This window comes from Actinokineospora sp. NPDC051303, from assembly GCF_055586285.1.
Window position 1 is genome coordinate 1 of sequence record NZ_JBVJIN010000086.1, and the last position, 14,579, is coordinate 14,579.

The 14,579-nt window shown below is 72.2% G+C and carries 15 protein-coding genes; 13 read left to right on the forward strand and 2 right to left on the reverse strand.

What is annotated here, in order from left to right; genetic code table 11:
- The first annotated feature begins 161 nt into the window (after positions 1-161).
- Genes def through ACZ6SD_RS31990 form a run of 4 tightly spaced genes read left to right on the forward strand, consistent with a single transcriptional unit; the run spans position 162 to position 3,572 of the window.
- A complete protein-coding gene (gene def / locus ACZ6SD_RS31975) occupies positions 162-707 on the forward strand; it encodes a peptide deformylase (RefSeq protein WP_465320755.1) in 546 nt (181 codons plus the stop codon).
- Positions 707-1,633 carry a methionyl-tRNA formyltransferase gene (gene fmt, locus ACZ6SD_RS31980; protein WP_465320756.1) on the forward strand — a complete coding sequence of 309 codons (927 nt, stop codon included), beginning with the start codon at positions 707-709 and terminating at the stop codon, positions 1,631-1,633. Before def ends, fmt begins: the two co-directional genes overlap by 1 nt.
- Positions 1,630-3,057, forward strand: coding sequence for an RsmB/NOP family class I SAM-dependent RNA methyltransferase (locus ACZ6SD_RS31985; RefSeq protein WP_465320757.1), 1,428 nt, complete (start codon positions 1,630-1,632; stop codon positions 3,055-3,057). The genes fmt and ACZ6SD_RS31985 overlap by 4 nt, the downstream gene beginning before the upstream one ends.
- Positions 3,054-3,572, forward strand: a complete 519-nt coding sequence (locus ACZ6SD_RS31990; RefSeq protein WP_465320758.1) for a flavoprotein — start codon at positions 3,054-3,056, stop codon at positions 3,570-3,572. The genes ACZ6SD_RS31985 and ACZ6SD_RS31990 overlap by 4 nt, the downstream gene beginning before the upstream one ends.
- 48 nt (positions 3,573-3,620) lie before the next feature.
- On the opposite strand, the gene ACZ6SD_RS31995 is transcribed toward ACZ6SD_RS31990, so the two are convergent.
- Positions 3,621-4,091, reverse strand: a complete 471-nt coding sequence (locus tag ACZ6SD_RS31995; RefSeq protein ID WP_465320759.1) for a DUF2690 domain-containing protein — start codon at positions 4,089-4,091, stop codon at positions 3,621-3,623.
- A 196-nt stretch (positions 4,092-4,287) separates the two neighbouring features.
- Complete coding sequence (locus tag ACZ6SD_RS32000) at positions 4,288-4,737, reverse strand: NUDIX domain-containing protein (protein WP_465320760.1); 450 nt, start codon at positions 4,735-4,737, stop codon at positions 4,288-4,290.
- Between the two features lie 186 nt (positions 4,738-4,923).
- Between ACZ6SD_RS32000 and argC the strand changes: the two genes are divergently transcribed.
- Genes argC through tyrS form a run of 9 tightly spaced genes read left to right on the forward strand, consistent with a single transcriptional unit; the run spans position 4,924 to position 14,105 of the window.
- The gene (argC, locus tag ACZ6SD_RS32005) at positions 4,924-5,943 is read left to right on the forward strand and encodes an N-acetyl-gamma-glutamyl-phosphate reductase (protein ID WP_465320761.1); all 1,020 of its coding nucleotides are present in this window, start codon (positions 4,924-4,926) and stop codon (positions 5,941-5,943) included.
- Positions 5,943-7,115, forward strand: coding sequence for a bifunctional glutamate N-acetyltransferase/amino-acid acetyltransferase ArgJ (gene argJ / locus ACZ6SD_RS32010; protein ID WP_465320769.1), 1,173 nt, complete (start codon positions 5,943-5,945; stop codon positions 7,113-7,115). The genes argC and argJ overlap by 1 nt, the downstream gene beginning before the upstream one ends.
- Positions 7,112-8,005, forward strand: coding sequence for an acetylglutamate kinase (gene argB / locus ACZ6SD_RS32015; RefSeq protein ID WP_465320762.1), 894 nt, complete (start codon positions 7,112-7,114; stop codon positions 8,003-8,005). Before argJ ends, argB begins: the two co-directional genes overlap by 4 nt.
- Positions 8,002-9,192 (forward strand): acetylornithine transaminase, encoded by a 1,191-nt coding sequence (locus tag ACZ6SD_RS32020; protein WP_465320763.1) that lies wholly within the window; start codon positions 8,002-8,004, stop codon positions 9,190-9,192. The genes argB and ACZ6SD_RS32020 overlap by 4 nt, the downstream gene beginning before the upstream one ends.
- 3 nt (positions 9,193-9,195) lie before the next feature.
- Positions 9,196-10,116: an ornithine carbamoyltransferase gene (gene argF / locus ACZ6SD_RS32025; protein ID WP_465320764.1), complete on the forward strand. Its 921-nt coding sequence runs from the start codon at positions 9,196-9,198 to the stop codon at positions 10,114-10,116.
- Positions 10,113-10,628: an arginine repressor gene (locus tag ACZ6SD_RS32030; protein WP_465320765.1), complete on the forward strand. Its 516-nt coding sequence runs from the start codon at positions 10,113-10,115 to the stop codon at positions 10,626-10,628. Before argF ends, ACZ6SD_RS32030 begins: the two co-directional genes overlap by 4 nt.
- A 58-nt stretch (positions 10,629-10,686) precedes the next feature.
- Entirely contained in the window at positions 10,687-12,114 is a 1,428-nt protein-coding gene (argH, locus tag ACZ6SD_RS32035) for an argininosuccinate lyase (protein ID WP_465320766.1), read from the forward strand.
- 37 nt (positions 12,115-12,151) lie between these two features.
- Positions 12,152-12,781 (forward strand): DNA-3-methyladenine glycosylase, encoded by a 630-nt coding sequence (locus tag ACZ6SD_RS32040; RefSeq protein WP_465320767.1) that lies wholly within the window; start codon positions 12,152-12,154, stop codon positions 12,779-12,781.
- 49 nt (positions 12,782-12,830) lie between these two features.
- Positions 12,831-14,105, forward strand: coding sequence for a tyrosine--tRNA ligase (gene tyrS / locus ACZ6SD_RS32045; RefSeq protein WP_465320768.1), 1,275 nt, complete (start codon positions 12,831-12,833; stop codon positions 14,103-14,105).
- Positions 14,106-14,579: the final 474 nt, after the last annotated feature.

A 14,579-nucleotide genomic window follows, 5' to 3' on the forward strand; every position in this document is an offset into this window, starting at 1 on the left:
TGTGAGGCCGTAGGCTTCCCACCCGTCTTTCACACGGCGATCTTCCTTCGTAGGGGCCCCGAAGAAACCACTCCACCCGATCCAGCCCCACCAGCGCAACCACCCGACCAAGCCCCAGAAAGCCCCGCATAGACTGCACGGCACAGCGAGAAAGGACCCCTGTGACCGTCCAGCAGATCCGGCTATTCGGAGACCCAGTGCTGCGCACCCCCGCCGCCGAGGTCACCGACTTCGACCGCGAACTGCGAAACCTGGTCCGCGACCTCTGGGACACCATGGAAGCCCAGGGCGGCGCGGGCTTGGCGGCCCCCCAACTAGGCGTAGGACTCAGAGTCTTCACCTACCACTGCGACGGCGCCGCAGGCCACCTGGTCAACCCCGTCTGGACAGCCGTGGACGAAGAGATCCAAGACGGTCAAGAGGGCTGCCTCTCCATCCCCGGCATGTACTGGGACTGCCGCAGGCACCGCAACGTCGTGGCCCGAGGCTGGAACATGCACGGCGAGCCGGTCGAGATCCAAGGCTCGGATCTCCTGGCCCGCTGCATCCAGCACGAGACCGACCACCTCGACGGCGTCCTGTTCCTCGACCGCCTCGATGACGAGACCCGCAAACAGGCCATGCGCGAGATCCGCCGTGCCCCGTGGTTCACCGGCGCCACCCCCACCATCAAGCAGAGCCCCCACCCCCTCTTCGGAGCCCGCTGATGCGCTTGGTCTTCGCGGGCACCCCTGAGGTCGCTCTGCCCTCGCTGCGCGCTTTGCTCGACTCCGACCACGAGGTGGCCGCCGTCGTCACCCGCCCCGACGCCCCGGCTGGCCGGGGCAGGCATGTGGTGCGCTCCCCGGTAGGCGCGCTCGCCGACGAGCACGGCATCGAGGTGCTGACCCCGGCGAAGGCGTCCGATCCGGACTTCCAGATGCGGCTGCGGGAGATCGCCCCGGACTGCTGCCCGGTCGTGGCCTACGGCGCGATCCTGCCGCAGTCCGCCCTCGACATCCCCCGGCACGGCTGGGTCAATCTGCACTTCTCGGTGCTGCCCGCGTGGCGTGGCGCGGCCCCGGTGCAGGCGGCGGTGTGGCACGGCGACGAGATCACCGGGGCCAGCACGTTCCGGATCGTCAAGGAGCTCGACGCTGGCCCGGTGTTCGGTGTGCTGACCGAGTCGATCCGCCCCGACGACACCGCTGGCGCGCTGCTCGACCGGCTCGCCGAGGCGGGCGCTGGCCTGTTGCGCTCCACTGTGGACGGAATAGCCGACGGCTCGCTGACCGCCGTCGAGCAGCCAGCGGACGGGGTCAGCTTCGCGCCCAAGATCAGCGTGGAGGACGCCCGCGTCGACTTCACCGCGCCTGGCCTCGCTGTCGACCGCCGGATTCGCGCGGTGACGCCGGAACCCGGCGCGTGGGCGGAGTTCCGCGGTGAACGCGTCAAGCTCGGCCCGGTGTCCCGGGCCGAGTCCGAGAACGATCTCGAACCTGGTGAGTTGCTGGTGGAACGCAAGCGTGTCCTGGTGGGCACGGCGACCTGGCCCGTCCGTCTCGGCGAGGTGCAGGCGCAGGGCAAGAAACGAATGCAGGCCACCGACTGGGCCCGCGGCACGCGCATCGAGGCGGGGGAGCGGCTCACGTGACCCAGCCCGGCAAGCGCTCGCACCGACCCTCGCGGCCGCAGCGGTCGCACCCGCCGAAGCGGCCGGACGGGCCCGCGCGCCCACCGGCGGACGACCCGGCGCGCCGGGCCGCGCTCGACGTCCTGCGCGCGGTCCGCGCTGAGGACGCCTACGCCAACCTGGTGCTGCCCAAGCTGCTGCGCGAGCGCAAGATCTCCGGCCGCGACGCCGCGCTGGCCACTGAGCTGACCTACGGCACCTCCCGCGCCTTGGGCCTGCTCGACCAGATCATCGCCGAGTGCGCCGACCGGCCGCTGTCCAAGATCGAGCCCGCGCTGCTCGACGCCCTGCGCCTGGGCGCCTACCAGCTTCTGCGCACCCGCATCCCGTCGCACGCCGCGGTGGCGTCCACGGTGGACCTGGTGCGCCGCGACTTCGGCTCGCGGGTCACCGGGTTCGCCAACGCGGTGCTGCGCCGGGTCGCCGAGCGCGACGAGACCGCCTGGCTCGACCAGCTCGCCCCGGACGCGGAAGAAGACCCGGTCGGCAACCTCGCCGCCCGCACTTCGCACCCGCGCTGGATCGCCCGCGCGTTCGCCGACGCCCTCGGCACCACCGGCGACGAACTGGCCGACGCGCTGCGCGCCGACGACGAGCGCCCGACCGTGCACCTCGTCGCCCGCCCCGGCGAGGTCAGCGCGGACGAGCTGGCCGCGATGACCGGCGGCGACCCGGCCCCCTACTCGCCCTACGGCGTGCGGCTGGACGCGGGGGCGGGCGACCCCGGCGACCTGGAGCCGGTCCGCGAGCGGCTGGCCAACGTCCAGGACGAGGGCAGCCAGCTCTGCGCGCTCGCGCTGACCCGGCCGGAGATCGAGGGCCCCGACGAGCGCTGGCTCGACCTGTGCGCGGGCCCCGGCGGCAAGGCGACCCTGCTGGGCGCGCTCGCCGCACTCAACGGCGGCACTCTCGACGCGGTCGAGCAGGCCCCGCACCGCGCGAAGCTGGTCGAGCAGATCACCTGGGGCCTGCCGGTCACTGTGCACGTCGCAGACGGCCGCGACCCCGGTCTGCCGGGCGGATACGACCGGGTGCTGGTCGACGCCCCGTGCACCGGTCTCGGCGCGCTGCGGCGCAGGCCGGAGGCGCGCTGGCGGCGGCAGCCCGGCGACGTCGGCGACCTGACCAAGCTGCAACGCGAGCTGCTGGTCAGCGCGCTCGGCCTGGTGCGTCCCGGCGGGGTCGTGGCGTACGTGGTGTGCTCGCCGCACCTGTCGGAGACCGAGGGCGTGGTGGCCGACGTGGTCCGCAAGACCGGCGCCACCCCGATCGACGCGCGCGAGTTCTTCCCCGGCGTGCCCGGTCTCGGCGACGGCCCCTACGCGCAACTCTGGCCGCACCGCCACGGCACCGACGCCATGTTCTGCGCGCTTCTGCGGCGATGAGCCGGGGCGTCCTGGGCCTGGTCAGCTCGGCGGGCGGCGGCCTCGACCACCGGCTGCGGGTCGAACTCGCCGTCCCGGCCGCGCGCCGGGGCTGGCGGCTCGCGATCACCTTCACCCCCACCGCCGGGCGGTGGATGGCGGCGGCGGGGGAGACCGCGCGGTTGCAGTCGCTGACCGACCTGCCGGTCCGCAGCGCGTCCCGGCTGCCCGCCGAGCCCAAGCCGTACCCGATCCCGGACGTCTTCCTGTTCGTGCCCGCCACCGCGAACTCGCTGGCCAAGCTCGCCCTGGGCATCGCCGACAACCAGGCCATCACCGCCCTGGTCGAGGCGATGGGCACACCCGGCGTCCCGGTGATCGTCCGCCCGCAGGCCGACCTGGCCCAGCGCGCCCACCCGCGCTGGGAGAACCACCTGGAGACGCTGCTGCACGCGGGCGTCCACATCGCCGACGGCCCCAGCGAGCAGCCGTGGGGCCCGCTGCTCGACCTCGTGGACACCGTCACCGCGCAGTGACGTGACAGCGCCAGGCCCGGCGGCTCACCGGGCCTGGCGCGGTTCGGGTCAGTACGAGCCGGTGGTCGCGTAGGCGGTGTTCGCGCCGTAGTCCGCGTGCCCCCGCGCGTACGAGGTGACGCCCGCGTCGTTGACCTGCGGCGTGTAGCAGCCGCGCCCGCCGCCCGGCGTCACGCAGCCGTACTCGCGGCCGTCGCTGTTGCGGTGGACGGTCGCGCCGCCGCAGTAGTCGGCGCCCGGCACGCAGTTGGGCATGTTCTGCGTGGTCACCCTGGCCCACGCCGTCCGGCAGCGCGGGCTGTACCGCAGTTCGACGTACACCCGGACGACGCCGCCGATGGTGCCGTAGGCGTCCCGGGCGGTGATCGCGTCCGCCGCGCAGCCGGTCGCGATCGGGTCCGTGCCGTCCACGGCCACGATCGCGGGCTCCGCGCCCGCCGTGCCCGCCCCGCCGAGCAGCAGCCCCGCCGAGGTGACCAGGGCAGCGGTGATCGCACTGAGTTGATGGATCGTTCTCATGGTTTCCCCTTATGGGCTCAACAGGTCCACCCCCACGACGGACCTGCCCTCCCATGGAAGGGCACCAGTAGGCGAAGCGGTATGCCATTCAGTCGGACGAGCTACCCCGGGCGGGTGTGGCCATTGGATGGCGGTTCTTCTCCCGACTCTTCGGCAGCCGACCCCTGGGAAGCTGGCCTCACCTGGGCGAACGCGCTTAAACCGGACTGACCCGGTGCGCCGACCAACCGCGTGGCGCGGGCTTTCCCCACCACAGCGCCAGCAGGATCGCCGACGCCGGATAGAGGGGAGCGGGCAGCCCGTCCCGCGCGACCCAGGCCCACTCCGCGAACACGTGCGGCTCCCGCACGACCGGCGTCCCGCCGCCGCGCCCGGCCACCCCCACGGTGACGCCGCTGCCGCCCAGCCGCACCGCGAGCGCGAACACCGAGGGATCGCCCACCGTGAGCCCGGCTTCCTCGTCGGCCTCACGGGCCGCGGCGGACTCGAACGTCTCGCCCGCCTCGACGTGCCCGCCGGGCAGGCACCAGGTCTCCGGCTCTCCGGCCTTCACCCGGCGGCCGAGCAGGACCCGGTCCGCCGAATCGAGCAGGACGGCGCCGACGCCGACCACCGGGCGGGGGCCGCTCATCGAGCGGGGCGGCACTGGTTGATCATCTCGGCCACGATACCCCGGCTTCCCGAGACCGGGCCGAGCGTCACACGTGGCCTTCGTCCCGGAAGTCCGCCATTCGCCGGGAATCACCGAAAAGGCAGGTAGCGTGGGCTCGGGGCGAGGCGCTTCCCCGATACCCGGTTGAGTGAGTTTGCACGACAGTGCATAATCATCCACATGACGATTCGGATCGCGGTCGCGGGCGCCAGCGGATACGCCGGAGGCGAGCTGCTCCGGCTGCTGCTCGCCCATCCCGACGTCGAGATCGGCGCGCTCACCGCTGGGGGCAACGCCGGTACCCGACTCGGGGAGCACCAGCCGCACCTGCTCCCGCTGGCCGACCGCGTGCTGGCCGAGACCACCGCGGCGACCCTCGACGGCCACGACGTCGTCTTCCTCGCCCTGCCGCACGGGCACTCCGCGGCCATCGCCGCCCAGTTGGCGCCCGGCACCCTGGTCGTCGACTGCGGCGCCGACCACCGGCTGGCCGACCCCGCCGACTGGGACCGCTGGTACGGCGGCGAGCACGCGGGCCACTGGCCCTACGGCCTGCCCGAGCTGCCCGGAGCCCGCGACACCCTGCGGTCCGCGACCCGGATCGCGGTCCCCGGCTGCTACCCGACCGTCAGCACCCTCGCCCTCGCCCCCGCCGTGCGGCACGGCCTGGTCGAGCCGGAGGTCGTCGTCGTCGCGGTGTCAGGCACTTCGGGCGCGGGCAAGAGCCTCAAGCCGCACCTGCTCGGCTCCGAGGTGATGGGCTCGCTCAGCGCCTACGGCGTCGGCGGCGCGCACCGGCACACCCCGGAGATCACCCAGAACCTCAGCGCCGTCGCGGGCAAGCGGGTCGCGGTGTCGTTCACCCCGGTGCTGGCCCCGCTGCCGCGCGGCATCCTCGCCACGTGCAGCGCCCGGCTCACCGGCTCCGACGACCCCCGGTCGGTCTACGAGAAGGCCTACGCCGACGAGCCGTTCGTCCACCTGCTGCCCGAGGGGCAGTGGCCCACGACCGCGGCCGTGCTGGGCTCCAACGCCGTGCAGCTTCAGGTGACCGTTGACGCCGACCTGGGCCGCCTGGTGGTCGTCGCCGCCGTCGACAACCTGACCAAGGGCACCGCGGGCGCGGCCGTGCAGTCGATGAACATCGCGCTGGGCCTGCCGGAGACCGCGGGCCTGTCCACCGTGGGGGTCGCGCCGTGATCGACCGCGACCAGGGCGTCACCGCGCCCCAGGGGTTCCGGGCGGCCGGGGTCGCCGCGGGCATCAAGCCCAACGGCAAACCCGACCTCACGCTCGTCGTCAACGACGGCCCGTCGACCGCCGCCGCGGGCGTGTTCACCCGCAACAAGGTCAAGGCCGCGCCGGTGCAGTGGTCCCAGCAGGTGCTGACCACCGGCTCGCTGCGGGCCGTCGTGCTCAACTCCGGCGGAGCCAACGCCTGCACCGGCCCCGCGGGCTTCCAGGACACCCACGCCACCGCCGAGAAGGTCGCCGACGTGCTCGGCATCGGCGCGATCGACGTCGCGGTGTGCTCCACCGGGCTCATCGGCGAACGCCTGCCCATGAACGCCGTCCTGGCGGGCGTCGACCTCGCGGCCAAGGAACTCGGCCGCGGTGCCGAGGCGAGCCTGGCCGCCGCGACCGCGGTGATGACCACCGACACCGTCGCCAAGCAGGCCGCGCTCACCCACGCGGGCGGCTGGACCGTCGGCGGCTTCGCCAAGGGCGCGGGAATGTGCGCGCCCAACATGGCGACCATGCTTAGCGTCATCACCACCGATGCCGTGACCGACAAGTCCACTGTGGACAGCGCGCTGCGCGCGGCCGTCGAGTCCACCTTCAACCGGCTCGACGTCGACGGCGGCACCTCCACCAACGACACCGTGCTGCTGCTGGCCTCCGGCGCGTCCGGCGTCGAGGCCGACCCCGAGGACTTCGCCGCCGCGGTGACCGCCGTCTGCGCCGATCTCGTCGCCCAGCTCCAGGCCGACGCCGAGGGCGTCACCAAGCACGTCACGGTCACCGTGCGCGGCGCGGCCACCGACGCGCAAGCCGTCGCCGCCGCTCGCGCGGTCGCCCAGGACAACCTGTGCAAGACCGCGTTCTTCGCGGGCGACCCCAACTGGGGCCGCATCGCGATGGCCGTGGGCAACGCGCCCACCGAGTTCGACCAGCACAAACTGGACATCACCGTCAACGGCGCCGCCGTCTGCCGAGCGGGGGCCCGCGCGGCCCACCGGTCCGAGGCGGACCTGAGCGGCCGCGACATCCTGGTGGAGATCGATCTCCACGCGGGCGAAGGAGTGGGCACCATCCTCACCACCGACCTCTCGCACGGCTACGTCGAAGAGAACAGCGCGTACTCGTCATGACCGGGGCGAACGGGGCAGCGGAGAAGGCTGCCGTCCTGGTCGAGGCGCTGCCCTGGCTGCGGCGGTTCCACGGCGCGCTCGTCGTGGTCAAGTACGGCGGCAACGCCATGATCGACGACACGCTCAAGCGCGCGTTCGCCGAGGACATGGTGTTCCTGCGGCTCGCCGGTCTGCGCCCGGTCGTCGTGCACGGCGGCGGCCCGCAGATCAGCGCCATGCTCAGCAGGCTCGGCATCCCCGGCGAATTCAAGGCGGGCCTGCGGGTGACCACGCCGGAGACCATGGACGTCGTCCGCATGGTCCTCACCGGGCAGGTCAGCCGCGAACTCGTCGGCCTGATCAACGAGCACGGCCCGCACGCGGTCGGCATCTCCGGCGAGGACGCGCACCTGTTCACCGCCGAGCGCCGCACCGCGACGGTCGACGGCGAAGAGGTCGATCTCGGCCTGGTCGGCGACGTCGTGGCCGTCAACCCCGCCGCGGTGCTCGACATCGTCCGCGCGGGCCGCATTCCCGTTGTGTCCACTGTGGCCGCCGACCGCGACGGCCGCACGCACAACGTCAACGCCGACACCGCGGCCGCCGCGCTCGCCATCGCGCTCGAAGCCCGCAAGCTCGTCGTCCTCACCGACGTCGAGGGCCTGTACGCGGACTGGCCGGACCGTTCCTCGCTGCTGCACGAGATCCGCGCCAGCGACCTGGCGAAACTGTTGCCAGACTTGGAAAGCGGCATGGTCCCGAAGATGGAGGCGTGCCTGCGCGCGGTCACCGGCGGAGTCCCGCGCGCGCACGTCATCGACGGCAGGCTCGCGCACTCGGTGCTGCTCGAAGTGTTCACCAGCGGCGGCGTCGGCACCATGGTGCTGCCGGATGAGGGGGAAGAATCATGATCACGTCCAATGTGGACGGACAGCGGCGGTGGCGGGCCGCGCTGATGGACAACTACGGCACGCCCGCGATCACCCTTGTGCGCGGCGAGGGCGCGCACGTCTGGGACGCCGACGGCAACCGCTACCTCGACCTGGTCGGGGGCATCGCCACCAACGCGCTCGGCCACGCGCACCCGGCCGTGGTCGAGGCGGTCACCGCGCAGGTGGCCACCCTCGGCCACACGTCCAACCTCTACGTCAACCCGGTCGCGGTCGAGCTGGCCGACGCCCTGCTCGACGTGGCCGGGCTCGCGGGCAACGCCAAGGTGCTGTTCTGCAACTCCGGAGCCGAAGCCAATGAGGCCGCGTTCAAACTGACCCGGCTCACCGGACGTAGCAAGGTCATCGCCACCGAAGGCGCCTTCCACGGCCGCACCATGGGCGCGCTCGCGCTCACCGGCCAGCCGCCCAAGCGCACCCCGTTCGAGCCGCTCACCCCGGGCGTCACGCACATCCCGTTCGGCGACACCGAAGCCCTGCGGTCCGCTGTGGACAGTGACACCGCCGCGGTGTTCCTCGAACCGGTCCTCGGCGAGGGCGGCGTCGTCCCCGCCCCGGACGGCTACCTCCAGGCCGCCCGCGAGATCACCGCCGCGGCGGGCGCGCTGCTCGTCCTCGATGAGGTGCAGACCGGCATCGGCAGACTCGGCAGCTGGTTCGCCTTCCAGCAGGCGGGCATCACCCCGGACGTGTTCACCCTGGCCAAGGGGCTCGGCGGCGGCCTGCCGCTGGGCGCCTGCGTCGCGGTCGGCGCCGCGGCCGAACTGTTCGCCCCCGGCCACCACGGCACCACCTTCGGCGGCAACCCGGTCAGCGCGGCCGCGGGCCTCGCGGTGCTGCGCACCATCGCCGCCGACGGCCTGCTCCAGCACGTCGCCGCGCTCGGCAAGGACCTCGCCGCGGGCATCGAGCAGCTCGACCACCCGCTGGTCGCGGGCGTGCGCGGCGCGGGCCTGCTGCTCGGCGTCGCGCTCACCGCGCCGGTCTCCGCCGCCATCGCCGCCGCGGCGGCCAAGGCCGGATACCTGGTCAACAACGTCCAGCCCGACGCGCTGCGGCTCGCCCCGCCGCTGATCCTCACCGAGGAACAGGCGAGCGAGTTCGTCGCCGCGCTGCCCGCGATCCTCGACACCGCACAGGAGCCCTGAGCCATGGTCCGGCACTTTCTGCGCGACGACGACCTCACCCCCGCCGAGCAGCGGGAGGTCCTCGACCTCGCCAAGGCACTCAAGGCGGCTCCGCTGTCGCAGCGGCCGCTCGACGGCAAGTCCGTCGCCGCGATCTTCGAGAAGAACTCGACCCGCACCCGCCTGTCCTTCGAGGTCGGCGTCGCCCAGCTCGGCGGCCAGCCGATCATCGTCGACGGCCGCACCATGCAGCTCGGCCGCGAGGAGACCATCGAGGACACCTCCCGGGTCCTGTCCCGCTACGTCGACGTCGTCGTCTGGCGCACCTACGCCCAGAAGCGCATCGAGGCGATGGCCTCGGCGTCCAGGGTCCCGGTGATCAACGCGCTCACCGACGAGTTCCACCCCTGCCAGGTCCTCGCCGACCTGCAGACCATCGAGGAGCGCCACGGCACCACCGCGGGCGTCACCGCCACCTACCTCGGCGACGGCGCGAACAACATGGCCCACTCGCTGATCCTCGGCGGCGCCACCGCCGGGATGCACGTGCGCGTGGTCGCCCCCGAAGGCTTCCTGCCGCAGCCCGACGTCGTCCTCGACGCCAAGCACCGCGCCGCCGAGACCGGCGGCAGCGTCACCGTCCTCACCGACCCGCACGCCGCGGTCGACGGAGCCGACGTGCTGGTCACCGACACCTGGACGTCCATGGGCCAGGAGAACGACGGCCGCGACCGGGTCAGCTCCTTCCGCAAGCTCCAGGTCAACGCCGAGCTGCTGGAGCGGGCCGCGCCGGGCGCGATCGTGCTGCACTGCCTGCCCGCCCACCGCGGCTGGGAGATCACCGACGAGGTGCTTGACGGCCCGGCCAGCGCCGTGTGGGACGAGGCGGAGAACCGGCTGCACTCGCAGAAGGCCCTGCTCGCCTGGTTGGTGGCCCGGTCATGACCGCCTCGGCCACCACCCGAGCCGCCCGCCAGGCACGCATCGTGGAGCTGGTCTCCGAGCGCGCCGTCCGCAGCCAGACCGAACTGGCGACCCTGCTCGGCGCCGAGGGCATCGAGACCACCCAGGCCACCCTGTCGCGCGACCTGGACGAACTCGGCGCGGTCAAGCTGCGCGGAGCCGACGGCGGGGCCGCGGTCTACGTCATCCCCGAGGACGGCAACCCCGTCCGCGGCGTGCAGGGCGGCACCTCCCGGCTGACCCGGCTGCTCAGCGAGCTGCTGGTCTCCGCGGACTGCTCAGGCAACCTGACCGTCCTGCGCACCCCGCCCGGGGCGGCGCAGTTCCTGGCCAGCGCGATCGACCGGGCCGCCCTCATCGACATCGTCGGCACGATCGCGGGCGACGACACCGTGATGGTGATCTGCCGGGAGCCGGTGACCGGGCAGCAGATGGCCAACCGCTTCATGGCGATGGCCGCGCGCACCAACTCCGACGCCGCGAAATCCGAATAAAGTACTGTTTTTCCGTCGCACCACATTGTTTGCACCACATTGTCGAGAGAGGACACTCGTGACCGAGCAGGGACCCACCGCGCTGTGGGGTGGGCGGTTCAGCTCCGGACCCGCCGAGGCCATGGCGGTGCTGAGCCTGTCGACCCATTTCGACTGGCGGCTGGCGCGCTATGACATCGCCGGGTCCCGGGCCCACGCCCGAGTCCTCAACCGCGCGGGACTGCTCACCGACGACGAGCTGCGCGGCATGCTCGCCGCGCTGGACGTCTTGGAGGCCGACGTGGTCTCCGGCGCGTTCACGCCCGTCGTCGCCGACGAGGACGTGCACACCGCCCTGGAACGCGGCCTCATCGAGCGCGCCGGAGCCGACCTCGGCGGCAAGCTGCGCGCCGGTCGCTCCCGCAACGACCAGATCGCGACGCTGTTCCGGATGTACCTGCGCGACGCCGCCCGGGTCGTCGCGGGCGGCACCCTCGACGTGGTCGAGGCACTGCTGTTCCAGGCGCAGCTGCACCCCAACGCCACGATGCCCGGCCGCACCCACCTGCAGCACGCCCAGCCGGTGCTGCTCGCCCACCACCTGCTCGCCCACGTCCAAGCGCTGCTGCGCGACGTCGACCGGCTGCGTGACTGGGACGCCCGCGCCGCGGTCTCGCCGTACGGGTCCGGCGCGCTCGCCGGGTCGTCGCTGGGCCTCGACCCGGCCGCGATCGCCGAGGAACTCGGCTTCGACGCCCCCGCAGAGAACTCCATCGACGGCACCGCCTCCCGCGACTTCGCCGCCGAGTTCGCCTTCGTGGTCGCCATGCTCGGCGTCAACCTGTCCCGGATCGCCGAAGAGGTCATCATCTGGACCACGGCGGAGTTCTCCTACGCCACGCTGGACGACGCGTGGGCCACCGGCAGCTCGATCATGCCGCAGAAGAAGAACCCCGACGTGGCCGAACTGGCGCGCGGCAAGTCCGGGAGGCTCATCGGCAACCTCACCGGCCTCCTCGCCACTCTGAAGGCGCAGCCGCTGGCGTACAACCGCGACCTGCAAGAGGACAAGGAGCCGGTGTTCGACTCGGTCGCCCAGCTCGAACTCCTGCTGCCCGCGCTCGCCGGAATGCTCTCCACGCTCACTTTCGACACCGAGCGGCTCGCCGCGCTCGCCCCCGCCGGGTTCACCCTCGCCACCGACATCGCCGAGTGGCTGGTCCGCGAAGGCGTGCCGTTCCGGATCGCGCACGAGGCGGCGGGCGACTGCGTGCGCCGCGCCGAGGCGCGCGGCGTCGGCCTCGACGAGCTGACCGACGCCGAGTTGGCCGAGGTCAACCCCGCGCTCACCGCGCGCGTGCGCGAAGTGCTCACGGTCGCCGGTTCCATCGCCTCCCGCGACGCGTACGGTGGCACCGCGCCGTCGCGGGTGGCGGAGCAGCGGGACCGGGTCGTGCGGCGAATCGAGGAGTACCGGGCGTGGTCGGAGCAGGTCATCCGGAAGTAACCACGCTCGCCGGAAAGGCGGTCGCGCCGTGCGGCTGATGACCCGTGCCGAACTAGCTGTCGACCCGGTGGACGCGGCCAAGATCCTCCTGGGCGCGACTCTCGAATCCGACAGCCCCGAGGGCCGTGTCCAGGTCCGGATAGTCGAGGTCGAGGCTTACCGGGGCGGCGACGACCCCGCCTCCCACTGCTACCGGGGGCAGACGCCGCGCAACGAGGTCATGTTCGGACCCGCGGGCCACCTGTACGTGTACTTCGTCTACGGGATGCACTTCTGCGCGAACGTGGTCTCGCTGACCGACGGCGTGCCCGGCGCGGTCCTGGTGCGGGCGGGCGAGGTCGTCGCCGGACACGACCTCGCCCACCGCCGCCGCCCCGCGTCCCGGTCCGCGGCCGACCTGGCCAGGGGCCCGGCCAAGCTCACCGGCGTGCTAGGCCTGCACCGCCACCACAACGGCGTCGACCTCACCGACCCCGCCTCACCGGTGCGCCTCCTCGCGGGCGACCCCGTCCCACCCAACTCTGTCCGCGTCGGCCCGCGAGTCGGCGTGGCGGTAGCGGCCGACACCCCTTGGCGTTTCTGGATAGACGGTTCCCCGGCAGTCAGCGCCTACCGACGCGGCGGTAAGCGCGGAATCGTCCGGGACGCGCCCAACCTGACGAGGTGACCCCAAACCCGGTGGTCGGGCCCGGTGCGGGCGGGGGAAGATGGGGGCCGTGAGTGAACACATCCTCGATGAGCTGTCCTGGCGCGGCCTGATCGCGCAATCCACCGACCTCGACGCGCTGCGCAAGGATCTCGATTCGGGCCCACTCACCCTCTATGCCGGTTTCGACCCCACCGCGCCAAGCCTGCACGCGGGCAACCTGGTCCCGCTGCTGATGCTGCGCCGCTTCCAGCGCGCCGGTCACCGGCCGATCGTCCTCGCGGGCGGCGCCACCGGCATGATCGGCGACCCGCGCGACACCGGCGAGCGCGTGCTCAACACCACCGACGTCGTCGCCGAGTGGGCGAACCGCATCCGCGGCCAGCTAGAGCGGTTTGTCGACTTCGACTCCTCGCCCACCGGCGCGGTCGTGGTCAACAACCTCGACTGGACCCGGGACATGCCCGTCCTCGACTTCCTACGGGACGTCGGTAAGCACTTCTCGGTCAACGTGATGCTGGCGCGCGAGACGGTCAAGCGCCGTCTTGAATCCGACGGCATGTCTTACACCGAGTTCAGCTACCTGCTGCTCCAGTCTCAGGACTACCTGCGCCTGCACCGCGCGCACGGGTGCAAGCTCCAGGTAGGCGGCTCCGACCAGTGGGGCAACATCATCGGCGGCGTGGACTTGGTCCGGAAAGTCGACGGCGCGTCGGTGCACGCGCTTACCGCCCCGCTGGTAACCGACGCCGAGGGACGCAAGTTCGGCAAGTCGACCGGCGGCGGCAACGTCTGGCTCGACCCGGAGATGACCTCGCCGTACGCCTGGTACCAGTACTTCGTGAACGTGGGCGACGCCGACGTCATCCGCTACCTGCGGCTGTTCACCTTCCTGGATCGCGAAGAGATCGACGCGCTGGAACGCGACACCGCCGAGCGGCCGCACCTGCGCGCGGCCCAGAAGCGCCTGGCCGAGGAGTTCACGACGCTGGTGCACGGGCAGCGGGAGACCAACCAGGTCGTGACCGCGAGCCAGGCTCTCTTCGGCCGGGGCGACCTCGCCGACCTGGACCTGTCGACCCTCGACGCGGCCATGGCCGAGGCCCCCACCGGCGAGGTCAGGCTCGCCGACGAGCCCACCATCGTCGACCTGCTCGTCGCCGCGGGCCTGGCCGAGAGCCGCGGCGCCGCCCGGCGCACGGTCAACGAGGGCGGCGCCTACGTGAACAACACCAAGGTCGCCGACGAGGCGTGGACCCCGTCGAAGGAGGAGCTGCTGCACGGCAAGTGGCTTGTCCTGCGCCGCGGCAAGCGCAACACCGCGGGGGTCGAAGTGCGGGTGTGAGCCCGTCTGGGTGGTCCTGCCGTGGCCGTCGATCCCTCGGGATCGGCGGCCACGGCTGTTTTCGCAGGTCAGAGGGCCGTACCGGATTCAGTCCAGAAAGTTGACGTGATCGCGGTCACATTCACACGGCCGATCGGGTGGGTTACGTTGGTCTAGGACCCCGGCGTAGGGGCGGTGACCTGCGGTTTCCGCTCGCGGCGGGCACTTGGGGGTGCGATTTGACCCCGGGTTTCCGGGCGTGTAACTTTCTTCCTGTCAGCGCGACACGGGCCGGAGAAACCGGAACGAGCGCAGGCCACAGAGGGGCCGCGAACCAAGCTCCCACCGGTGGTGGTAGAGTGGGCGACCTCGAAGATCGAGAAAAAGCTTAGAGCAATATCAGCCTCGGATGAGGTCGCCTTGTTTGGCGGTTGATTCGGATGTGCGTGTGTTGTTTGAGAACTCAACAGTGTGCCGATTTAAGCCAGTAGAGCT

Coding starts and splice junctions, on each gene's coding strand:
- ACZ6SD_RS31990 (WP_465320758.1), top strand. CDS start 3,054: ATGAGCCGGGGCGTCCTGGGCCTGGTCAGCTCGGCGGGCGGCGGCCTC.
- argB (WP_465320762.1), top strand. CDS start 7,112: ATGACCGGGGCGAACGGGGCAGCGGAGAAGGCTGCCGTCCTGGTCGAG.
- ACZ6SD_RS32040 (WP_465320767.1), top strand. CDS start 12,152: ATGACCCGTGCCGAACTAGCTGTCGACCCGGTGGACGCGGCCAAGATC.
- ACZ6SD_RS32030 (WP_465320765.1), top strand. CDS start 10,113: ATGACCGCCTCGGCCACCACCCGAGCCGCCCGCCAGGCACGCATCGTG.
- ACZ6SD_RS31995 (WP_465320759.1), bottom strand. CDS start 4,091: ATGAGAACGATCCATCAACTCAGTGCGATCACCGCTGCCCTGGTCACC.
- argC (WP_465320761.1), top strand. CDS start 4,924: ATGACGATTCGGATCGCGGTCGCGGGCGCCAGCGGATACGCCGGAGGC.
- ACZ6SD_RS32020 (WP_465320763.1), top strand. CDS start 8,002: ATGATCACGTCCAATGTGGACGGACAGCGGCGGTGGCGGGCCGCGCTG.
- fmt (WP_465320756.1), top strand. CDS start 707: ATGCGCTTGGTCTTCGCGGGCACCCCTGAGGTCGCTCTGCCCTCGCTG.
- argF (WP_465320764.1), top strand. CDS start 9,196: ATGGTCCGGCACTTTCTGCGCGACGACGACCTCACCCCCGCCGAGCAG.